The following is a 23,688-nucleotide window of genomic DNA, read 5'->3' on the forward strand; positions in this document are numbered from 1 at the left end:
AGTCAGTTTCAAAAGACGAATTATTGTATTTTTATTTCATAAAGAGTTCTTTTGGTAACAATTTGGAGTAAAATGTAAAAAAGAATTAAGACTAATATAAAGTAGGATATCCTCATAATTTGAGTGTTATATCTGTAAAAACAACAAAAACTTTCTTGTGGGCAATTTTACTGTTTATTTTTATGGTAAAATATTATCAATAATTCCTATTTTTGCAATTCGAATTAAAAACAATCTTAATGAAGACAATTCAATTTAGAGAGGCTATTTGTGAAGCCATGAGTGAAGAAATGCGCAGAGATGAAAGCGTTTATTTAATGGGTGAAGAAGTTGCTGAGTATAACGGTGCTTACAAAGCATCAAAAGGAATGTTAGATGAGTTTGGTGCAAAACGTGTAATCGATACACCAATTGCCGAACTTGGTTTTGCAGGTATAGCTGTTGGTTCTACAATGACAGGTAATAGACCTATTGTAGAATACATGACCTTTAACTTCTCTTTGGTTGGAATTGATCAAATTATAAACAATGCTGCAAAAATCAGACAAATGTCTGGTGGGCAATTTAAATGTCCGATTGTATTTCGTGGACCTACAGGTTCTGCAGGACAATTAGGAGCTACTCACTCTCAAGCTTTTGAAAGTTGGTTTGCTAATACGCCTGGTTTAAAAGTTGTGGTACCATCTAATCCTTACGATGCTAAAGGTTTATTAAAAGCCGCTATTCGTGATGATGATCCAGTTATTTTTATGGAAAGTGAGCAAATGTATGGCGATAAAGGCGAAGTGCCAGAAGGCGAATATATTATTCCGTTAGGAGTTGCAGATATAAAAAGAGAAGGAACCGATGTTACTATTGTGTCTTTTGGTAAAATTATAAAAGAAGCATATAAAGCTGCAGACGAATTAGAAAGAGAAGGCATTTCTTGTGAGATTATAGATTTACGTACCGTGAAGCCTATGGATAGAAAAGCTATTTTAGATTCGGTTAAAAAAACGAATCGTTTAGTTATTTTAGAAGAAGCATGGCCGTTTGGAAATGTTGCTACCGAAATTACTTATCTAGTGCAAAGTGAAGCATTTGATTATTTAGATGCTCCAATTGTTAAAATTAATACTGCAGATACACCTGCACCTTACTCACCAGTTTTATTAGCAGAATGGTTGCCTAATAAGGACGAAGTTATAAAAGCTGTTAAAAAAGTATTGTACAAATAAATTAGTGTATTTTTACGTTATATAAACTTCATTAGCACAATTGTTGATGGAGTTTTTTTATATTATGAATTTAAGATTACTTATTACATTTTTATTTTTTGGAATTTTATCTGCCTTTGCACAAACCAAAGTTAGTGGTTATGTGTTTGATGAATATAACGAACCTGTTTCTTTTGCAAACGTCATATTCAAAGGCTCCACTCATGGAACTATAACCGATGAAAACGGAAAGTTTTATTTAGAATCTGATGAGACTTGGAATACTTTAAGCGTGTCATTTATAGGCTACGAAACTTTAAATATTTCATTAACAAAAAAAGTGAATTACGATTTAAAGTTTACACTTAAAGAGGAAGCTGGGCAATTAGATGCGGTTGTTATAGTTTCTGGAAAGCAATCTAAAAAGAACAATCCTGCCATTGATTTGCTTAGAAAAATATGGGAACACAAACGTAAAAACGGGTTAATTTTATATAAGCAATACGAATACGATAAGTATGAAAAAGTAGAGTTTGATATTAATACTATTGATAGTGCTCTAATAAAAAGTAAGCTGTTTAGAGGTATGGAGTTCGTTTTTGAACAGGTTGATACATCTAATGTTACAGGTAAAACCTATTTACCCATGTTTATTAACGAAGCGGCTTCAAAAGTATATGGCGATAATACTATTAATAAAGAAAAGGAAGTTTTAAAAGGAAATAAAAACTCAGGATTTAGTGATAATCAAGTTATTATTGATTTTGTAGACGATTTGTATTCAGACTATAATGTGTATGATAATTATTTACAGTTTTTCGATAAAAGTTTTGTTAGTCCGTTATCAAAAACAGGAATAAGTACTTATAATTATGTTTTAAGTGACAGTGCGTTTATTGATAATAAATGGTGTTACAATATTATCTATTATCCAAGGCGTAAAAATGAATTGACTTTTAAAGGCAATTTTTGGGTAGCCGATTCAACCTATGCTATTAAAGAAATTAACCTTCAAGCATCAAAAAGTGCCAACATAAACTGGGTAAAAGATATTTATATAGAGCAAGAATTTGAAGTTTTAAATGATTCGCTATTTCTGGTAAAACGCGATTATATGATGTCTGATTTTGCATTTAGCAAAAAGGAAAAATCTCGTGGTATTTATGGTAAGCGAACTACGCTATTTAATAATTATAAATTTGATATAGAGAAAGATAAAAAATTCTATGACGAAGAAGTTTATAATTATGATCAAGATATTTATGATAGAGATGATACCTTTTGGGCCGATAATAGGTTAGAGGATTTAAATAAAGACGAACAAGGCGTTTATAAAATGTTGGACACCTTAAAAACGGTTAAAAAATTTAAACGCCTTTACAACTTAGGAAGTATTTTATCATCTGGTTATATAGAATTTAATTCATTGCCATTAGATTATGGGCCTATTTTTTCAACTTTTGGTTATAACCAAGTTGAAGGACTGCGTTTACGTGTAGGTGGGCGTACTTATTTTGGTAGAAACGATCTTTGGAGGTTGCAAGGGTTTTTAGCCTATGGGTTTGATGATGATAAATTTAAATATGGTATTTCAGGAAAGTGGTTATTGGATAAAAAAAGCCGATTGATAATTTCTGGAGGGAATAGGCGCGATGTTGAGCAAATAGGTGCCAGTTTAACGACAAGCACCGATGTTTTAGGTCGTAGTTTAGCCTCGTCTTCGGTTGTTGGAACAGGCGCAAATGATAAGCTAACATCTATTAATTTAACCAGTTTAGCAGTAGAGTTAGAACCTTTGCGGAATCTTATTTTTAGATTAAGCGGAAATTACCGAACCTTAGAGTCGGCATCACCAACCTTTAGTTTAGATTATAATAGTCCAACAGGTGTTGCATCTGAAATAAAACAATTTGAAACCGCAATGTCATTATCTTATTTTCCAAAACGAAAAATGACAGGTTTCGGAGTAGAACGTCTTAATGCAAACGATGATTATGCGCGGGTTTTTGCACAGGTAAGTCGAGGTGATAAAAGTATGTTTAATAGCGATTTCGATTATACAAAATTACAATTTTCGTATACTCAGCCTATACAAGTTGGTGGTTTTGGTAGATTAACAACAAGTCTTGAAGCAGGTAAAACTATTGGAGAAGTGCCTTTGGGCTTGTTAAGTGTTATTCCAGGAAATCAATCGTATTTCTCAATTTATAATACGTTTTCACAGTTAGATTTTTACGAGTTTGTATCAGATACCTATGTGTCTATGCATTTAGAACATAATTTTAACGGACGTTTATTTTCTAGAATTCCATTCTTAAGAAAACTTAATTTACGTGAAATTGTTAGTTTACGTGGCGTTTGGGGAGAAATCTCGGATGAAAATATAGCGCTTAATACCACTAATAACCCCAATACTATTCCTTTAATAGCACCAAGCGATACCATGTATTATGAATACAGTTTAGGTGTTGGAAACATTTTTAAAATATTTAGAATAGACTTTAATTTTAGAGGCAACTATTTAGATAAAATTAAAAATCCTGATGCCCGTAAATTTGGTGTTACAGGTACTTTTGGATTTTATTTTTAGGAAGGTTTGTTTATTAGTTTTCTATACCTGTGTAGTTAAGCAACTAATTTGGTAATTAATTTTAGGTGTAGGGATTTCGTTATTTTTTTCAGTATACTGTAATTGAACTTTTTTACTGTTTAGCCTTTATTTCAGATTCTAAAAGTTTAAGAATCTCTTTGTTCAAGCCCATACAATCATTATATCTGTCCTTTACGGTGTTAAAAAACATGATTTGGTTTTCTATTCTATTTTCAAATTCAGGTAATTTTAGCATTTGGTTATTGTTAATAGAAAAGCCTGATTGTGGCAATTCTATATTCAAGCTGTTATTGAAACCTATAACTTTATCAACATTCAACCAGCTACCATTTTTCATAATAAAATCAATCAAGGCAAAATCAGATTTTTCAGAAGCGTCTTCCCTTAAAGTCAATTCATTTAATTTACTAGGCCATGAAGATAACAGATTTCGTAATGCACTATTTTTTATTAAACCAAGGTTTCCTGAACTGATTAAGTCATTTAAGAATCCGTTTTTAGCAACGTAATCTGGGGATGCTGCCGCATCATTTAAGTATTTGTCCAAAATAAAATCTTCTTTATACCTTTTTCCAGTATGGCTAAGTATGAGTAAGCAAGACTTAATGTTTTTCGTGTTCACACTATCAATTTGAATTAACTCAGATAAATTAAAATCAAAATCTTCTTTTAAGTTTTTTAAAGCTTCTAATTCTAATTTGTTTCGGGCCGAATTTTGATTCCAATTATTGATTGTCAAGGCTATTAAAATTCCAATAACAACAAGTACAATTTCTCCGATTGCATATTTAATATATTTTCCAGTTTTGCCTTCTGAAAGTAAGTTTTGTCGAATTTTTCTAAAGAATTTCATCATTGGTCATTGATTGATCATATATGAAGTGTATCTAGATAATATGAAATCGTTTTAATGTTTTATATTACTTTTTAAACGAAGGTAGTGGAAATTTTTTGCAAAATCAATTAGCTATAACGATTCAATAAAAATGAATTCTCACTCTTTTTGAATTTTATATAATCAAATTCTAATTTGTTTTCAAAATTTGGAAACCATTGTTTGTCATGTCAGTATCGGCAAATTCAAAATTTTAGAGTAAATATACTTTAGAGTCTTAATAAATGTTTTAGGCTTTTAATAATACATGAAAATCTATATTATTATTGTTGTTTTAAGTTTATGGGTTCAGTACATTTGCAACCCTAAATAGTAAGAATAAAATGAGCAAAGAAGAAATATTAACCTTTGATGTATTAATAGAAATACCAAAAGGAAGTAGAAATAAATACGAATACGATTTTACTTTACATAAAATCCGTTTCGATCGTATGTTGTTTTCATCCATGATGTACCCTGGTGATTATGGGTTTATTCCAGAAACGCTTGCATTAGATCAAGATCCTTTAGATGTATTGGTTATGGGAACAGAACCTACTTACCCTATGGTAGTTATGGAAGTAAGACCTATAGGTGTATTTCATATGACGGATGAAAAAGGACCTGATGAAAAAATTATTTGTGTACCTGTATCAGATCCTATTTGGAGTAACAATAAAGATATTAGTGATTTAAATCCGCATAGATTAAAAGAAATTGAACACTTTTTTCAAGTATATAAGGATTTAGAGAAGAGAAAAAGTAGATACAGGAGGATGGGGCAATGCAGAAGAAGCTGTTAAAATTTATCACGAATGTGTAGAGCGTTATGAAAATAGCGAGCATAAGAAAAAACGCACGTTCACAATCTAATTATCATATTCTTAAAATAATGATATATAAATGAACCATCTTTAGTTAAAGGTGGTTTTTTTTATCACTTATATTTCCCTATTTTTAGCCTCATTAAAAAATATATTAACTTTTAAACTAACTAACTAATATGGAATTAATAGTAAAATTTTTACCGTTGTTTGGAGTTCTTGCACTTGTATTTGTATTTATAAAAAGTGCTTGGGTAACTAAACAAGATCAAGGTGATGAAAAAATGATAAGAATTGCTAAAAACATTGCAGATGGTGCCATGTCTTTTCTTAAAGCAGAATACAAAATATTGTCAATTTTTGTAGTTGCAGTAGCTATCTTATTATATTTTAAAGGAAATGCAGAAATGGGATCGAACGGTATGGTTGCTGTGTCATTTATAGTTGGTGCAATATGCTCTGCTTTGGCTGGTTTTATTGGTATGAAAGTAGCAACTAAGGCTAACGTAAGAACAACTAGTGCAGCTAGAACTTCTTTAGGGAAAGCTTTAGAAGTCGCTTTTGCTGGAGGTGCTGTTATGGGATTGGGTGTTGTTGGTTTGGGCGTTTTAGGCTTGAGTGGTTTATTTATGATTTATCAAAACATATGGAGTGGCCCAGAGAATTTGTCGTTAGTACTTAATGTGCTTTCTGGATTTTCACTTGGAGCATCGTCTATCGCTTTATTTGCACGTGTAGGTGGTGGTATTTATACTAAAGCGGCCGATGTAGGTGCCGATTTAGTTGGAAAAGTTGAAGCGGGTATTCCAGAAGATCATCCTCTTAACCCTGCAACTATTGCAGATAATGTTGGAGATAATGTTGGAGATGTTGCTGGAATGGGAGCCGATTTATTTGAATCTTACGTAGGTTCTATTATAGGAACTATGGTTTTAGGTGCTTTTATTATTACACCAGATTTTGCTGGTTTAGGTGCTGTTTATTTACCCTTAGTTTTGGCTGCCGTAGGAATTATTATGTCAATTATAGGAACATTCTTTGTTCGCGTTAAAGATGGCGGAAATCCACAAACTGCATTAAATATTGGAGAATTTGGATCTGCAGGACTTATGGTTATAGCATCTTATTTTATAATTAATGCTTTAATACCAGAATCTGTAGAAGGTTTACCTTCTGGAGCAATGGGTGTATTTTGGGCAACTATTGCAGGTTTAGTGGCAGGTTTAGCTGTTGGTAAAGTAACTGAATATTATACTGGTACAGGTAAAGGACCTGTAAACTCTATTGTTAGACAATCTGAAACAGGTGCGGCAACCAATATTATTGCTGGTTTAGGTATTGGAATGATGAGTACAGCAATTCCAATTTTATTAATAGCTGCAGCTATTTTAGTTTCTCATCATTTTGCAGGATTATATGGTATTGCTATTGCTGCCGTTGGTATGTTAGCAAATACAGGTATTCAACTAGCGGTTGATGCTTACGGTCCAATTTCAGATAATGCTGGAGGTATAGCTGAAATGGCAGAATTACCTAGTGAAGTTCGTGAGCGTACCGATAAATTAGATGCTGTTGGTAATACAACTGCTGCTATTGGTAAAGGTTTTGCTATTGCTTCTGCGGCGTTAACAGCTTTAGCTTTATTTGCTGCTTTTATGAAAACTGCTGGTGTAACAGCTATTGATGTATCTCAACCAGATATTATGGCAGGTTTGTTAGTTGGAGGTATGTTGCCATTTGTGTTTTCAGCCTTATCAATGAATGCCGTTGGTCGTGCTGCTATGGCAATGATAGAAGAAGTACGTCGCCAATTTAGAGATATTCCTCAATTAAAAGCGGCTTTAGAAGTAATGAGAGCTGTTGATTCAGATATGTCTAAAGCGACAAAAGAGCAAAGAGCTATTTTTGATGCAGCAGATGGTTATGCCGAATATGACAAGTGTGTAGATATTTCAACAAAAGCTTCTATTAGAGAAATGGTATTACCAGGTTTATTAGCTATTGCAGTTCCTGTTGCTGTTGGATTTATTGGAGGAGCAGAAATGCTTGGGGGCTTACTAGCAGGTGTTACTACTTGTGGTGTACTTATGGCTATTTTTCAATCGAATGCTGGTGGTGCTTGGGATAATGCGAAAAAAACTATAGAAGAACAAGGTAAAAAAGGTACCGATGCTCATAAAGCCGCTGTTGTTGGTGATACGGTAGGCGATCCTTTTAAAGATACTTCTGGGCCTTCTTTAAATATTTTATTAAAATTAATGTCGGTTGTAGCCTTGGTTATCGCGCCTAGTATTGCTTTAGATTCCGAAGTGGTTACAGCTTATGTTTCTGAAGGAAATGATACGGAGTTAGTAGCGATTTCTAAAGAAGTTAAAGTGGATATGATTAATAATGAAGATGGTACTGTAAAAGCTGTAGTAACTACGGTAACTACTGAGAATGGTGAAAAATCGACGACTTATGAAACGTTTGAAGGTGCTGAAGCTGAAGTGAAAGCGGCTGTTGATGCTTTAAAATCAAACGATAAGATAGTTAGTGTAGAAGTGAAAAAAGATATTGAACAAGAGGTGATTAATTAAGTCTCTTAAAACTATATACCAAAAAAACCACGCTATTAGCGTGGTTTTTTTGGTATATAGTTTTGCGTTAAGGATAGAAGCGGCATCCTTTTGTTTTCTTTTAGAATAAAACGAACTTAAAAAAAAGTTTATGACTTTTTATGGATTCCTGCCTTCGCAGGAATGACAAAACAAAAGATATAGCGAATAGCCTGACCAAGCTTTTTTGCTTGGGAACGCCATAATAAACATAATTTGTTAATTAAAATAAGCCATTAATTTCGGCATCAATAGTATTTATAACGCTTCCTAAGTCTTCTGGGTTGTCTACAAAATCTAAATCGTCAACATCTATTATTAATAGTTTTCCTTTGGTATAGCCATGTATCCAGGCCTCATAACGTTCATTTAACCTGCTTAAATAATCAATACTTATAGAGTTTTCGTAATCGCGTCCGCGTTTGTGTATTTGCTTTACTAAATTGGGTATGGTGCTGCGTAAGTAAATTAAAACATCGGGTCCTTTTACTAAAGATTCCATTAAATCGAAAAGTGATTTGTAGTTTTCATAATCACGATTGGTCATTAACCCCATAGCATGTAAATTGGGAGCAAAAATATGCGCATCTTCATAGATGGTCCTATCTTGAATAATGTCTTTACCACTTTGACGAATTTGTAAAACTTGACGAAACCTACTGTTTAGAAAGTACACTTGTAAATTAAAACTCCAACGCTCCATTTGATTGTAAAAATCGTCAAGATATGGGTTGTCTACAACATCTTCAAGTTGTGCTTCCCATTTATAATGTTTTGCTAGTAATTTAGTGAGAGTTGTTTTTCCAGCTCCAATATTTCCGGCAATAGCAATATGCATAATCTCAGATGGTTTTTATTTTGTATTTGTAAATGGTTTCATTGTCGTAAATATACAAGGTTTCGTTGATTACAAAAAACTGTTTAATTAATAAATTTGGAGTTGATATAGGAATAGGGTTTCCTGTATTTTTTTTCAAATAGTATAATGTGTTATCTTTTTTTAAAACAATATTTTGATTGCTTTCTGCTAAAGAGGTAAAACCATCGTTTTCCATTTTTTTTAATAAGCTTCCAAAATAATTATATACATATAGATACTTTTTGGTGAGTAGCCAACAGGTATTGTAATTACTTTTTAAGTCTAAAACTTCGGTCTGGATAGGTAATGTTTGAGTTCTTGAGCTATTTGTTTTATAATCGTAAAGTTCAAGTTGTTGTGTGTCTTGATTAAATATCCAAATGGTGTTGTCGTATCCTGTTGTAATATGAGAAACATTTTTATAATCAGAAATGGTGTTGAAATCAATTTTAAATATTTCGGCTAGTCTATTGTCTAGAATGATAACCGTATTAAAATCTTTGTAAAAAAGATTGATTTTTAATGGGTTAAAAGGATTAGCGCTTTCTAGATTACCTAATTGTAAATTGTTATAGGTTATTGTTTTGTTTGTGTTTGCTTTATTGAAAATATTATTATTAATGTAGTATTGGGTGTTAAAATTGTCGACTGCAACAAGTGTTTCAACCTGAAGTGATGATTTTTTAATAAATATAGGCTCAATAATTTCTTGAGAAAAAATTGAAGATGACAAAAATAAAAAGAAGTATACTAGATGTTGCATGCGACTAGAAAAATACAAAAATCAAACCAATTTATAGCATATTAGTTTTTTAGCAGCATTTATTATTTTTTATGAACATTTTTACGCTTCATGATTAAACTAAGTCGTGTGATTTTAGTCTAAATACAATCTAAATATTAGTTTAATATCTAAAAAACATTATTGTCTATGCAATTCAATTCTTTAAAAACAGTAATAACGTGTTTATTGCTTTTTGTTTCCTTAGCTTCTTTTTCTCAAAATGATTTTCAAGGAAAAGCGTTCTATGAATCAAAAACCACCGTAGATATGAACAATTTTGGTGGTGGACAATTAAGCGAGGAACGTAAAAAACAAATTGCTGATCGTATGAAAGGCGCTTTAGAAAAAACTTTCATTTTAACTTTTAATCAATCAGAATCTGTATATAAAGAAGAAGAAAAATTAGAAGCGCCAGGACAAGGAGGCGGTATGCGTTTTGGAATGATGACTGGAGCAGGAGGTACACAATATAAAAACGTAAAAGAGCAAAAGGTTTTAAAAGAACAAGATTTTTTTGGAAAACAGTTTTTAATAAATGATAGTTTACAAAAGTTAGAATGGGAATTAGGTGCCGAAACAAAAACTATTGGAAAATATACTTGCTTTAAAGCAACTGCAATTAAGACTGTTGAAGGTTTTGATATGACTCGTTTTAGAAGAAGAGATGACAATGAAAAACCAAAAGATTCTACAAATACTAAAAATGAAGAAACTAAAGATGCTGATGCTCCTAGAGAAATAGAGGTTACGGCTTGGTATACACCACAAATACCAATTAATCAAGGACCCGACGTGTATTGGGGTTTGCCTGGGTTAATTTTAGAAATTAGTGCCGATAGAACCACTATTTTATGTTCTAAAATAATATTAAACCCTTCAGAAAAAGAAACCATAAAAGTGCCATCAAAAGGTAAAGAAGTTACTCAAAAGGAGTATGATGCCATTGTAAAGAGAAAAAACTGAGGAAATGCGCGAGATGTTTAGGAGCCGCGGAGGTCGTGGGGGCGGAAGACCTAGGTAGTAATTAAGTCAATCAATCTAAATAAAAATGAAAAAAACAGCCTTATTAATGCTGCTTTTAGTAGCTGGTTCTGCCTTTTCTCAAATAAAAATAGAAGGTGTTGTAAAGGACAGTATAGGAGAGCCGCTTGAGTTAGCAAATGTTATTGCCATAAACCAAGAAACTCAAAAATTAGATTCATACGGTATTACAAATTCAGATGGTCGCTATAAATTGTCCGTAGAAAAAAATACGAGTTACAAATTACAGGTGAGCTATATCGGTATGAAAACGGGACAAGAAGATATAAAAACGTTAGAGACCAATATTACTCAGGGTTTTTCATTACAAAATGATAATACTTTAGATGAAATTGAATTGGTTTACGAAATGCCAGTAACTATAAAAGGCGATACCATTGTTTATAATGCCGATTCTTTTAATAAAGGAACAGAAAGAAAATTAGCTGATGTTCTTAAAAATTTACCAGGAGTTGAAATTAATGATGACGGACAAATAGAGGTTGAAGGAAAAACGGTTGGTAAAGTAATGGTTGATGGAAAAGATTTTTTTGATGGCGATTCTAAATTAGCCACAGAAAATATTCCTGCGAATGCCGTTGATAAAGTACAAGTACTTAAAAATTATGCTGAGGTTGGTCAGTTAAGTGGTGTCACTAATAATCAAGATAATATTGCCATTAATATTAAATTAAAAGAAGGTAAAAAGAATTTTTGGTTTGGTAATATCACAGCAGGAGGCGGAACGTCAGATAAAAACGAGCTGTATTTATTGCAACCAAAATTATTTTATTACAGTCCAGAATACAGTATTAATATTATTACAGATTTAAATAATTTAGGAGAAGTCGCGTTTTCGCGTCGCGATTATTTCAATTTTACAGGTGGTTTTAGAAACCCGAGTCGAAGTAGCGGTACTAATATTAATTTGGGGAGTAATAATTTAGGGTTTTTAACAGCGCAAAACAATAGAGCTAAAGATATTAATACCAAGTTTGGAGCAGCTAATTTCAGCTGGTCGCCTAATAAAGCTTTAGATTTAAGCGGATTTGCTATTTTTTCTAATAGTAAAACCGAATTACAGGAAAATAGAGATATTCAATACACCAATAAAGATTTAGGAATTCCAGACGAAAGTACCGAAAGTAACACGTTACAGCGTAGTGATTTAGGTATGGTGAAATTATCGGCTAAATATAAACCGAACGTTAATAATCAATTAGATTATGATATTTTAGGTCGTATATCAAAAGAATCGCAGGATCAAGATTTTTTCTCTACAGTTAATGGTAGTATCGCTCAGTTAGAAAATTCAAGCCCATATAGTATTAACCAAAATTTAAACTATTACTATACGCTTAATGAAACGAATATTTTTGCTTTAGAAGTTCAACATTTATTACAAGATGAAGATCCGTTTTATAATGCTATTTTAGAAGATAAAGATAATTATGAAGGAACTGCAAATAATTTAGGTTTAGACGGTGCTCAAATAGGCTATAATATTGGTCAAGATAAACGTGTAAAGTCTAATCAAATGGATACCAAGTTAGATTATTGGAATATACTGAATAATAAAAGTGATATTAATTTTACCGTTGGAACGATACTAAGTAGTCAACAATTTGATTCTGATATTTTTCAGTTTTTAGATAATGATTCAAGGTTTAATCCAACTCCAACAATTAATGATGGATTAGACTTTAACGCTATTAAATATAATTTTAGTGATATTTATTTAGGAGCTCATTACAGGCTGAAATCAGGAATTTTTACATTCACTCCAGGAGTTTCTGCCCATGCTTATAGTGCAAAAAACACTCAGTTTAATACCACAGTTACCGATAATTTTTTCAGATTATTACCCGATTTTAATATGCGTATGCAGTTGAAAAAGAGTGAGCAAATAACTTTAAATTACCGTATGCAAACTCAATTTACAGATGTTTCCAAGTTCGCTCAAGGTTTGGTGTTAAACAGTTATAGTTCTTTGTTTTCGGGTAGTCCAGATTTAGAAAGCGCGCTATCTCATAACGTAAACCTGTCTTATTTCAGTTTTAATATGTTTAATTATACGAATGTTTTTGCAAGTCTTAATTACAATAAAAGTATAGATAATATTAGAAACACATCTATTTTTGAACCAGGAAGTGTTGTGCGAGTTAGTTCGCCTTTTAATTCTGGATTTGCTGATGAAAGTGCCAGTGCTAATGCAAGATTTCAGCGAACTTTTGGTAAATTAAGAGCTTCGGTAAGAGGAAATTTAAATTACTCTAAGTTTAACCAGTTTGTTCAAAATGTACAATCTGTGAGTGAGAGTTTTTCTCAAACCTATAGAACTGAATTACGAACAAATTTTAAAACAGCACCTAATATTGAATTAGGGTATCGTTATACTATTCAGGATAATAATCAAGGAAATAGAGACTCTAAGTTTTATACAAAATCGCCATCGGTAGAATTTGATGCACTTATATTTAAATCATTTACATTAAAATCTGATTACTCCTATAATAATTTTAGTGATAATGATAAAACCATTAATAGTTACGAATTTTGGAACGCCTCATTAGCTTACAGAAAGGATAAAGATGCTAAGTTAGAATACGAAATTAAAGCTACTAACTTGTTCAATACCAAGGCTCAAAATAATACGAGTACAAGTGCGGTTTCGGTTAGTGCTACCGAGTATTTTATACAACCATTATTTGTCTCGTTTAGATTGCGATACGAATTGTAAAAATTGCAAGTTTTATTTTGCATACTTAATAAACTATAATATATTTGCCCTCGGTTTTGGGGAGATACTCAAGCGGCCAACGAGGGCAGACTGTAAATCTGCTGACTACGTCTTCGCAGGTTCGAATCCTGCTCTCCCCACTTAAACTTAAAAAGTCTGCAATTATGCAGACTTTTTTGATTTGTGATTTTAAAAGGTTCGTTTAACGTTTAAGCTATGAGTAGTGTGGAGGCAAGGAAACCTTTTTCGTTTCCGTCTACGCACGTAGCAAAAGCTTTTTGTTTTGGTTTATTTTTTTATCGTTAGAGAAAATCCTAAAGATTTTGCGGACATTTTAAATATACGCTTACTTTGGATTAAACACCAAACTCCGCATTATTTATAGGTATTGTTGTAAAGCGTTATATTTTCATTGCCGCCATTTGTTTATATAAGAACTCTTGAATTTCTTGGTTATGTCTAGTTTTTGCAGTTCCACTAATTCTTCCATTTTTTTCCATTTCCGATATTTCATCTTCCTTTTTTGGAAAAGGAAAGCGACCAGCCCAGCTAGTGTAACTTTGAAAATTGTTTAAAAGTTCAATTTCTTTTTCAGACAACTCTATTTTATAATGGTTTACTATATCCATGTAACCATGACCATCGGTATTTTTTGATTTCCATTGATTCATAAATTCCTTAAATGAAGAAATTTGACCACACAGAATATTGTCCTTTTCCTCAAATAAAGCTCTAGCTTTTAAAATTAATTCCAAACTAACTGCATACATAAGCATACTACCTCTAAACAAGCCAAGTGCATGAATTCGTTCATTTTGTTCCCTAATTTGCATAACTTCTTTTCCTTTTTCGAACGAATCATCAGCAGCAAGTTTTAGACTTAAAGCGTGTTCTTCATAAGTTAACCATGAAAGTGAAGGCCTTATCTCGAAGTATTTTTTGATGCTCAATATTTTCTAAATTTTGGAATTGGTTTTAATTCTTTACAACTACGTTGATATGAAATCGTTTTAATGTTTTTATATTATATGTCAAACGAAGTTAGCTATTTTTTTCTGACAAAGTCAAGTTGGGCAATACAAAAAGACTGCCACAATCTAGCTGTCTTTTTATGAGATATTAAAGTTTTTTAGAAAGACCTGCTTCTGTCCGTTCAACTGGTTTAATGGTGCCATCTTCATTAAAATATAAATATTCAGCGCAAATTTTACGTTGCTTTTTATTGCAATCAAATTCGGTGTCTACCCATCGGTGGTAAAATAAAATCCACTGACCGTTAAATTTAACAATAGAATGGTGATTGTTACTGGCGTTTTCCTCATTCATAATCTCTCCTTGGTATTTCCATGGACCTTTTGGTGAATTAGAAGTGTAGTAGGTGAGGACTCTATTATCTTCTGGCATGGTATAATAGTAAATGCCATTTCTTTTAAAAACCCAAGGACCTTCTCTTTTAGGTTTGTAGCCACCCATATCCATTTTATAAAGTTCTCCTTTTACGCTAAGTAAATCGTCTGCCATTTCAGCAACTAAATAATCGCCACCACCATTAAAATAGATATAACCTTTATCATCATCATCTATAAAAAGACAAGGATCGTTTGCATAGGGCTCTGTCCAAAGTGGTTTTCCAATAGCATCTTTAAATGGACCTGTTGGTGAATCGCTCACAGCAATGCCTAAACCCATCCATTTGGTGCTGTTTTTAGGGTTTTTACGATCTTTAAACCCCGTTCCAACAGGAAAGCAGAAATAATATTTTCCGTTTTTATAAGCGGCATCTGGAGCCCAAGCAAAATTATCAGCCCATGATAAATCGTCAACTGAAAGACATGCACCATGGTCGGTCCAGTTTATTAAATCGCCAGACGAAAAAACATGCCAATCTTTCATCCAAAAGTCTTCTTGACAAGGCTCGTCATGAGACGCATATATATACATTTTGCCATCTTTCCATACGTGAGCCGATGGATCTGCCGTTAATATGTCACTACCAAAATTTAATGGGTTTTGTGAGAAACATGTTGAGGTTAGTAATACATAAATCCATATTGTTTTAATTTTAAACAGTTTCATTTTATTTAATTTTAGTTGGTTTTGAAATTTAATAAATTAGATTCTTTTAGTTTTTGCACCACTAATTTCTTTTTGCAAATGATCTAAATACAAAATACCATTTAGATGGTCTATTTCATGCTGAAAAATAACAGAGGTGAAATCTTCAATCATTTCTGTTTTATGCTCACCTTGCATAGTATCGTATTCTATTAAAATAGCGTAAGCTCTGTTGTTAAGTGTATCCGTTCTATTTGGGATTGATAAACAACCTTCTTTACAGGTTTGTTTCTTTTTAGAATATTTTGTGATTTTTGGGTTTAAATAGACTTCAAACGGAAAGTTTTCTTTATCAAAGCGTTGTACCCAGATAATGTTTTTTAAAACACCTACTTGTGGCGCTGCGATACCAACACCCATTGATATACTATCTCTAACGGTAGCATACAACCGTTTTACAAATGTTTGTAATATGTCATCGTTTGGATTGGATTTTATAAAAGTGCTTTTTGTTCTAAGTAATAGAGAGTCTTTTACGTTGTTAATTTTGTAGACACGCATAGGTGTTATGCTATCGGCACTCATAATCAATTTAATTTCTTCAGTAGAAAAAGAGTTTTCAATAATATTTTTAGTGCTAGAACAGCCAAAAATCAAAAAAAAGGAGAATATTAAAAAGATTAATTTCTTCATCTAAGTTAGATAATTAAATGTCGATTATCGACTTACCATTCATTGATTCTATTGGAATCTAATTTAATAAAAATAAAGATTAAAATAGTAAAAGCCCAAAGGCCTGAGCCACCATAGCTAAAAAGAGGTAATGGAATACCAATGGTAGGGATTAATCCCATAACCATACCTATATTTATAAGAAAGTGTATAAATACAATAGAGGCAACACCATAACCGTAAACGCGACTAAATTGAGATTTTTGCAATTCGGCTAAATGAAGTATACGCAATAAGAGTAAAACAAAAACGATAACGACAAAAGTACTTCCTAAAAAACCCCATTCTTCGCCAACGGTACTAAAAATATAATCGGTATGTTGTTCTGGCACAAATTTACCTGTGGTACGCGTACCTTCCATAAAACCTTTGCCGGAGAATCCGCCAGAGCTTATCGCTTTTTCAGATTCATTTAAATTATAGGCAAATGTTTTTTTCATTTGTTGCAGTTTAGCGGGGTCTTTTTCTAAACGTAACCACAAACTTATTCTGTCTTTCTGATGGGGTTGTAATATACTTTGATAAAAGAATTTCACACCAAATGAAATAATTATTGAAACTATTAAAATGAAAATGGATTGGAGAAATGGTGGTTTTTTCTTTTGAAGAAAACGAGATCCCAAAATAAGAATAGTGGTAATGATAGAAGTTATTAATGCTCCAAATTTTAAAGATAAAAGCGATAAAATGATAACCGAAATTCCAATAATTAGATAGTGTTTTGGTAAACCCTCTCGGTATAAAACAAAAAAGAAAGCGCCATAAACAATAGTACTACCTGTGTCATTTTGTAACAACACTAATAGTGCAGGAGTTATAATGATAACAAATACTTGAATTTGATCTTTTAGTGATTTAATATTGGTATTTAAATCGCTAATGTATTTTGACACAGCAAGTGCTGTAGCTGTTTTTGCGAATTCACTAGGTTGAATGGTCATACCTCCTATACCGTACCATGACGTTGCGCCATTTACATTTTTACCAAATATAAACAGCCCTACTAACGAGAGCATGGATATGATATATATAATACTGGAAAAGCGTTCATAAAATTTTGCGTCAATAGATAATAAAATAATTATTAATGCAAACGTTAAAAAAATAAAGATAAGTTGCTTACCATAAGATTGAGAAAAATCTAAATAGTCTATAGTTTCACCTGTATGAGAAGCCGATATAATATTTAACCATCCAAAACCTACTAAAAGAAAAAAAGAATGATGGTTATCCAATCAAATTTAAAATGCCTGTTAGTTGTTCTAACCATTAATTTTGCGGTTTATTTATTTCTTTTAAAAGGCTTTTTAGTCTATTATATTCTTGATCATCAACAATTTGTAATATTGCTTTATCATTTATATTGAAAGGTTTTCCAGAATATGGTTTAGCATATTCATCTTCTAAGCTATGTTTTAAAATCCATTCTTCTAAATCTTTTCTAGTAATATGTCCTTTTATATGTTTTTCTATAAGTAGACTTGCCATTTTTCCAGCAAACCGACTTCCCCAATAGCCATTTTCCACAAAAACGGCAATTGCTATTTTAGGGTTGTCTTTTGGTGCAAATGCCACAAAAATAGAATGATCTGTTAGTTGTGTTCTTAGGCTATCAATAACAGCAAAGTTTTCTACAGTCCCTGTTTTTCCACAAATATCAATATCTTTTACTTGTAAAAATGACGCAGTACCCTTTTTGTAAACTTGAAGCATGCCTTCTATAACGGGTTCAAAATTTTCTTTGTCTATGGTGGTTTGCTTTGGCTTTGTAAATTGATCTGGAAGGGTTTCTCCTTTTATATCTTTTATTATGTGTGGTGTGTAATAATGACCTCTATTTGCTATAGCAGCAATCATATTTGCTAATTGTATGGGGGTTGTAGCAACTTCACCTTGTCCTATAGCATTAGAAATGGTATATGTAGAATAAAATGTTTTAGGGTAAATATGCTTATAATAATCTCGATCTGGGATCCTACCTTTTTGTCCAACAAATAAATCGTTGTTTAAAAATTGACCTAACCCAAAACTTTTTGCATGTTTACTCCAATTATTAATACCATGTGATGCGTTGCCATCCTTATCTAAAATTTTACGATAAGTTGTTGCGAAATATGCATTGCAGGACCTTTGAATACCTGTAATCATATTGTTTCTAGTACCGTAGTTACAATGGCATTTCATAAAACGATTACCATATTTATAACCTTTATAGCAGGTAACTGTTTCGTTTGGAGAAATAACACCTTCTTGTAAACCAATTAGTGCATTCATTAATTTAAAAGGTGAACCAGGTTCGTATACGCCTTGTAAACTTCTATTAAAAAGTGGGTTTGCTTTATCGTCGTTATAAAGTTTTGTGAAATTTTTAGAGCGGTCTCTACCTACTAACAAGTTAGGGTCGTAGGTAGGAGCTGCAACCATAGTAAGTATTTCTCCTGTACTTGGTTCAATAGCAATGATACCACCGCGTTTATTTTGCATAAGCAATTCACCGTATGCTTGAAGCTGTGCATCAATGGTAATGGTAATATCTTTTCCTTGTTCAGGGATGGTGTCAAATTTTCCATTTTTATAGGGACCTATATTTCTATTAAATCGGTCTTTTTGTATAAATTTAATACCTTTAGCACCACGTAATGTTTTTTCATAAGAGGCTTCAATACCTTGTCTGCCAATTAAATCGCCCATTTTGTAATAGGCATCCTTGTTAATATCTCTATTGTTTACTTCACCAATATCACCTAAAACATTAGCACCAATAGTAGTCTCATAATGTCTTAAAGAACGTTTTTGAATATAAAAGCCAGTATACTTGCGCATTTTTTCTTGTAATACGGCATAGTCTTCCTTAGAAAGTTGAGGTACAAAAACCGATGGTAATCTAGGAGAATAATTTCTAGCTTTATTATAAGTTTTAATAAACTGATTTTTGTCAATTTTTAATAAATCACAAAACTCAAGCGTGTCTAAAGTTTCTACTTCTCGAGGAATCACCATAACATCGTATGATGGTTCATTAGCGACTAAAAGGCTGCCGTTTCTGTCGTAAACAAAGCCTCTTTTAGGATAATCATAAACGGTTCTAATAGCATTGTCATCATACAAACTATGCTCATCATAAGAATATATTTGTAAATAAAAGAGCCTTGATATAAATAGAAGCCCGACAAAAATTATAGAAAAGAAAAGTAAAAATTGTCTCATTTAGTTTTTCTACTAAAAATAATAGTTATTAACATGCATAATAAAATAGTAAATATACTTGAGAATAACGTTTTTTGAAGGATTAAAATTATCTTAGAGACGCTAAATATTTCTAAATAAAATAAAACAGTATGATGTATTATTGTTAGTAATGAGATATAAACAAGTTTTGAACCAAATTCTAAATTTTCAAACTTAAGCGCATAGTTCTCATATTGAACTCCAAAAGAAAATCTTAATAATACAGGCCTGGCATATGCTATTAATACCGAAGCTGCCGCGTGAATACCACCAGAATCTGAAAATAAATCGATAGATAAGCCTAATAAAAAGCTTAGTAAAATAAATAAAATACGATTGTTTTTAGTTGGATATAAAACAATAAATAAAACGTAAATATATGGGTTTATATAGCCTAAAAAGTTAACGTGGTTACATATTAAAACTTGAATAAGAATTAAAACAAAAAAACGGATGCTATTTATTGAAACGACACTGTTCATTTAGTTTGTATTTAACAAGTTGGTGATTTCATCGGTGTCTAAGTTTTCTATAATATAGACATGCTCAATATTAGTCATATCGTTAAATAGTGCTACATTGATCTCATAATAATTTTCGGCAGCATCTAGTTTAAAATCTTTAATAGTACCAACAGGAATTCCTTTAGGAAAAATTGAAGAACGTCCTGAGGTAATAATTGTGTCACCTTCAATAACAGGCGCTATTTTTTCAACATCAATTAATTGAATGATGTTTGGTGATTTTCCGTTCCAAACCAAAGACCCAAAATGATTTGTTTTTTTTAATTGAACACTAATCTTACTAGTGGTGTTTAAAATAGAAACTACTGTTGCGTAATTAGAGCTTGTTTCATCAATAATGCCTAAAATACCTTTACTAGTAATAACACCAAAATCTTGCTTAATACTATCTTTTTTTCCTTTATCAATTAATAGGATATTGTTTGTTTGCGAGTAGTTGTTTCTTAAAATGTTACCTGTAATTAACTTGTAATTATTGTTAAAAGAAATACTGTCAATATAAGTAGAGTCTTTATTGTTTTTAGTATTGTATAATAATGATTTTAATTTTTTATTTTCTTCTGCCAGCAGTTCATTTTGAGACTTTAAATTAAAATAGTCTGAAATGTTATTTAAAGAATTATAGATGCCTCCAGTTAAAAAATTAGCCGAATTTATAAATTTACTTTTGTGGTAAGAATGTGACTGAATGGTAAATAAAATAGAAATAGAAAACAGCAACAAGAATAACAAAAAGGTTTTGTTTCTTATTATAAAATTTATAATCTGTTGCATGCGTTATTAGCCTGTTTTATGCTTTTATTTTATCAATACACTTTTGTATTTAGGTAGGTTTTTAAGTGTAATACCAGTACCTCTAACAACAGCCCTTAAAGGGTCTTCTGCAATGTAAACAGGTAAATCTGTTTTTTGTGATAAACGTTTATCTAAACCACGAAGCATTGAGCCTCCACCAGCTAAATAAATACCTGTATTGTAAATATCGGCAGCTAATTCTGGAGGTGTTTGCGATAGGGTTTCCATAACCGCATCTTCTATTCGTAATATAGATTTATCTAAAGCTTTTGCAATTTCTCTATATGAGATAGATACTTGTTTTGGTTTTCCTGTTAATAAATCACGCCCTTGAACACTCATGTCTTCTGGAGGTAATTCTAAATCTTCTGTTGCGGCACCAATTTGAATTTTTATTTTTTCAGCAGTACGTTCACCAACATATAAATTATGTTGTGTTCGCATGTAGTAAACAATGTCGTTAGTAAATACGTCTCCTGCAATTTTAACCGATTTATCACATACAATACCACCAAGAGCAATTACTGCTATTTCGGTTGTACCACCTCCTATGTCAACAATCATATTTCCTTTAGGCTGCATGATATCTACCCCAATACCAATGGCCGCCGCCATAGGCTCGTGTATTAAATAAACCTCTTTACCATTAACACGCTCACAAGATTCTTTTACAGCACGCATTTCAACTTCAGTTATGCCTGATGGAATACAAACAACCATTCTTAGTGCTGGTGTAAAAAATTTCTTTTTTAAAGCAGGAATGTTTTTAATAAACATACTTATCATTTGCTCAGAAGCATCAAAATCGGCAATAACACCATCTTTTAATGGGCGAATGGTTTTAATGTTTTCATGGGTTTTTCCTTGCATTAAACTGGCCTCTTGTCCAACGGCTATTATTTTACCAGAAACTCTGTCTCTAGCAACTATAGAAGGGGAGTCAACAACTACTTTGTCATTGTGTATTATAAGAGTATTTGCAGTACCTAAATCTATTGCAATATCTTCACTTAGGAAGTCAAAAAAGCCCATGTGCTATAAGTAAATTTTAGAGGTTTAAAAACTAATCTTGTAAATGTAATAAAAGTTGAGAAATATATTCGTTTTTATTGATATGGATATGTCTTTGAAGATTAATCTTTTAAAAACCTGATGATTTTATCGGTTTTTTTATTCTCACTTATGCTAAAAGAACATGTAGCATAAGTGAGAATTATATTTTGGAGTGATTTATTAATGTTTGAAATGACGTGTTCCAGTCATTACCATAGCCACACCATTTTCATTACAATAATCAATGCTTAATTGGTCTTTAATAGAACCTCCTGGTTGAATAACGGCAGTAATACCAGCGTTTTTAGCAATCTCAACGCAATCAGGAAATGGAAAAAATGCATCACTTGCCATAGCAGCACCGTTTAAATCAAATTTAAAAGTTTGTGCTTTATGTATCGCTTGTTCTAAAGCATCAACGCGACTTGTTTGCCCTGTTCCAGCAGCAAGTAGTTGATTGTTTTTAGTCAATACAATTGTGTTAGATTTTGTATGCTTACAAATTTTTGAAGCAAAAATTAAATCGTTTAATTCGCTTTCAGTCGGATTGGTATTTGTTACATTTTTTAAACCTTCAATAGTATCTGTAACATTATTTCTGTCTTGTAATAAAACACCATTTAAACAACTTCTAACATTCATTTTTGGCATTTCAATATCATGAAGCGTTAAAATGATTCTGTTCTTTTTGCCTTTAAGAATTTCTAAAGCATCAGCGGCATAACTAGGTGCAATTACAACTTCACAAAATAATCCATGAATTTCTTCAGCAGTAGCTAAATCAATTTCTGTATTACTAATTAAAACACCACCAAAAGCAGATACAGGGTCGCCAGCTAATGCATCAATATAAGCTTGATGTAAAGTGTCTCTTTGAGCTAAACCACAAGCGTTATTATGTTTTAAAATAGCAAATGTTGGGGCGTCGTTTTTAAATTCTAAAATTAAATTAACAGCAGCATCAACATCTAAAAGGTTATTATAGCTTAATTCTTTACCATGAAGTTTTGTGAAAATTTCATCAAAATTCCCAAAGAAAAAGCCTCTTTGGTGTGGGTTTTCACCGTAGCGCAACACTTTCCCTTTTGTTTCACTTATTTTTAAAGCAGCTTCATCATGGTTTTTGTTGAAGTAGTTAAAAATAGCAGTATCGTAATGAGATGATACGTTAAATGCTTTTCCAGCAAAACGTTTTCTGTTTTCTTCAGAAATACTTCCGTTATTTTCTGAAATAAGTGCTAAGAATTCAGCATAATCGTCTACCGATGATACACAAATAACATCAGCATAATTTTTAGCAGCTGCACGAATTAAAGAAATACCACCTATATCTATTTTTTCAATAATATCTTGTTCGCTAGCTCCAGAAGCTACCGTTTTTTCAAAAGGATATAAATCTACAATAACCACATCAATCTGCGGAATGTTATATTCAGCTAATTCGGCAATATCACCATCATGATTTTGTCTGTTTAAAATACCACCAAAAACTTTTGGGTGTAATGTTTTTACACGACCACCAAGTATAGAAGGGTATGAGGTCACATCTTCTACAGGAACAACTTTTATGCCTAAATCGTTAATGAATTTTTCGGTTCCACCAGTAGAATAAATGGTTACACCTTGTTTGTCTAGTTCTTTTACAATAGGCTCTAACCCCTCTTTACTAAATACCGAAATTAATGCCGATTTAATGGTTTTTTCGTTGCTCATTTTGTTGTGTTCTATTTTTAAGGATGTGAAATTTGCAATTATTTGCAAAAGTACTTATTTACTTTAAAAAAGGAGCTTAGATT

General features: G+C 31.9%; 16 protein-coding genes, 1 tRNA gene and 2 pseudogenes. 7 read left to right on the forward strand and 12 right to left on the reverse strand.

The genetic code is table 11. The features are described from left to right. Nucleotides 1-239 precede the first annotated feature (239 nt). Nucleotides 240-1,217, forward strand: a complete 978-nt coding sequence (locus RHP49_09215) for a pyruvate dehydrogenase complex E1 component subunit beta (protein ID WNH11104.1) — start codon at nt 240-242, stop codon at nt 1,215-1,217. Between the two features lie 64 nt (nt 1,218-1,281). After that, nucleotides 1,282-3,786, forward strand: coding sequence for a DUF5686 family protein (locus RHP49_09220; GenBank protein WNH11105.1), 2,505 nt, complete (start codon nt 1,282-1,284; stop codon nt 3,784-3,786). A gap of 112 nt (nt 3,787-3,898) precedes the next feature. Here the strand turns inward: RHP49_09220 and RHP49_09225 are convergent, their stop codons facing one another. Beyond that, nucleotides 3,899-4,660 carry a DUF6090 family protein gene (locus RHP49_09225; GenBank protein ID WNH11106.1) on the reverse strand — a complete coding sequence of 254 codons (762 nt, stop codon included), beginning with the start codon at nt 4,658-4,660 and terminating at the stop codon, nt 3,899-3,901. A gap of 365 nt (nt 4,661-5,025) precedes the next feature. Between RHP49_09225 and RHP49_09230 the strand changes: the two are divergent. Both RHP49_09230 and RHP49_09235 read left to right on the forward strand, forming a co-directional pair. After that, a pseudogene (locus RHP49_09230) lies at nt 5,026-5,554 on the forward strand (inorganic diphosphatase). Nucleotides 5,555-5,684: 130 nt separating this feature from the next. Continuing rightward, nucleotides 5,685-8,084, forward strand: a complete 2,400-nt coding sequence (locus RHP49_09235) for a sodium-translocating pyrophosphatase (protein ID WNH11107.1) — start codon at nt 5,685-5,687, stop codon at nt 8,082-8,084. Between the two features lie 241 nt (nt 8,085-8,325). Here RHP49_09235 and RHP49_09240 read toward each other — a convergent pair whose 3' ends face one another. Beyond that, entirely contained in the window at nt 8,326-8,940 is a 615-nt protein-coding gene (locus RHP49_09240) for a deoxynucleoside kinase (protein ID WNH11108.1), read from the reverse strand. A 4-nt stretch (nt 8,941-8,944) separates the two neighbouring features. Beyond that, entirely contained in the window at nt 8,945-9,724 is a 780-nt protein-coding gene (locus tag RHP49_09245; GenBank protein ID WNH11109.1) for a hypothetical protein, read from the reverse strand. Nucleotides 9,725-9,892: 168 nt separating this feature from the next. Here RHP49_09245 and RHP49_09250 point away from each other — a divergent pair, with 168 nt between their 5' ends. The 3 genes from RHP49_09250 (at nt 9,893) to RHP49_09260 (ending at nt 13,645) form a co-directional block, all read left to right on the forward strand. Further along, nucleotides 9,893-10,708 (forward strand): GLPGLI family protein, encoded by an 816-nt coding sequence (locus tag RHP49_09250; protein ID WNH11110.1) that lies wholly within the window; start codon nt 9,893-9,895, stop codon nt 10,706-10,708. 85 nt (nt 10,709-10,793) lie between these two features. Then, nucleotides 10,794-13,505 (forward strand): TonB-dependent receptor, encoded by a 2,712-nt coding sequence (locus tag RHP49_09255; protein WNH11111.1) that lies wholly within the window; start codon nt 10,794-10,796, stop codon nt 13,503-13,505. A gap of 58 nt (nt 13,506-13,563) precedes the next feature. Next, nucleotides 13,564-13,645 (forward strand) — tRNA-Tyr (locus tag RHP49_09260). Nucleotides 13,646-13,906: 261 nt separating this feature from the next. On the opposite strand, the gene RHP49_09265 is transcribed toward RHP49_09260, so the two are convergent. From RHP49_09265 to purH, 9 genes and pseudogenes are all read right to left on the reverse strand, one after another. Next, a complete protein-coding gene (locus RHP49_09265) occupies nt 13,907-14,455 on the reverse strand; it encodes a hypothetical protein (GenBank protein ID WNH11112.1) in 549 nt (182 codons plus the stop codon). Nucleotides 14,456-14,624: 169 nt separating this feature from the next. Further along, nucleotides 14,625-15,581 (reverse strand): family 43 glycosylhydrolase, encoded by a 957-nt coding sequence (locus RHP49_09270; protein WNH11113.1) that lies wholly within the window; start codon nt 15,579-15,581, stop codon nt 14,625-14,627. 36 nt (nt 15,582-15,617) lie between these two features. Continuing rightward, on the reverse strand, nt 15,618-16,253 hold the full coding sequence (gene def / locus RHP49_09275) for a peptide deformylase (GenBank protein ID WNH11114.1): 636 nt from the start codon (nt 16,251-16,253) through the stop codon (nt 15,618-15,620). Nucleotides 16,254-16,285: 32 nt separating this feature from the next. Beyond that, nucleotides 16,286-17,562, reverse strand: a pseudogene (gene rodA, locus RHP49_09280) (rod shape-determining protein RodA). Then, nucleotides 17,562-19,499: a penicillin-binding protein 2 gene (mrdA, locus tag RHP49_09285; protein WNH11115.1), complete on the reverse strand. Its 1,938-nt coding sequence runs from the start codon at nt 19,497-19,499 to the stop codon at nt 17,562-17,564. The pseudogene rodA and the gene mrdA overlap by 1 nt, the downstream one beginning before the upstream one ends. Continuing rightward, nucleotides 19,496-20,002, reverse strand: coding sequence for a rod shape-determining protein MreD (locus RHP49_09290; GenBank protein WNH11116.1), 507 nt, complete (start codon nt 20,000-20,002; stop codon nt 19,496-19,498). Before RHP49_09290 ends, mrdA begins: the two co-directional genes overlap by 4 nt. Continuing rightward, the gene (gene mreC, locus RHP49_09295) at nt 20,003-20,818 is read right to left on the reverse strand and encodes a rod shape-determining protein MreC (GenBank protein WNH11117.1); all 816 of its coding nucleotides are present in this window, start codon (nt 20,816-20,818) and stop codon (nt 20,003-20,005) included. Between the two features lie 24 nt (nt 20,819-20,842). Then, complete coding sequence (locus tag RHP49_09300; protein WNH11118.1) at nt 20,843-21,871, reverse strand: rod shape-determining protein; 1,029 nt, start codon at nt 21,869-21,871, stop codon at nt 20,843-20,845. Between the two features lie 201 nt (nt 21,872-22,072). Further along, nucleotides 22,073-23,605 (reverse strand): bifunctional phosphoribosylaminoimidazolecarboxamide formyltransferase/IMP cyclohydrolase, encoded by a 1,533-nt coding sequence (gene purH / locus RHP49_09305; protein ID WNH11119.1) that lies wholly within the window; start codon nt 23,603-23,605, stop codon nt 22,073-22,075. Nucleotides 23,606-23,688: the final 83 nt, after the last annotated feature.

This window comes from Flavobacteriaceae bacterium HL-DH10, from assembly GCA_031826515.1.
Lineage (GTDB): Bacteria > Bacteroidota > Bacteroidia > Flavobacteriales > Flavobacteriaceae > Thalassobellus > Thalassobellus suaedae.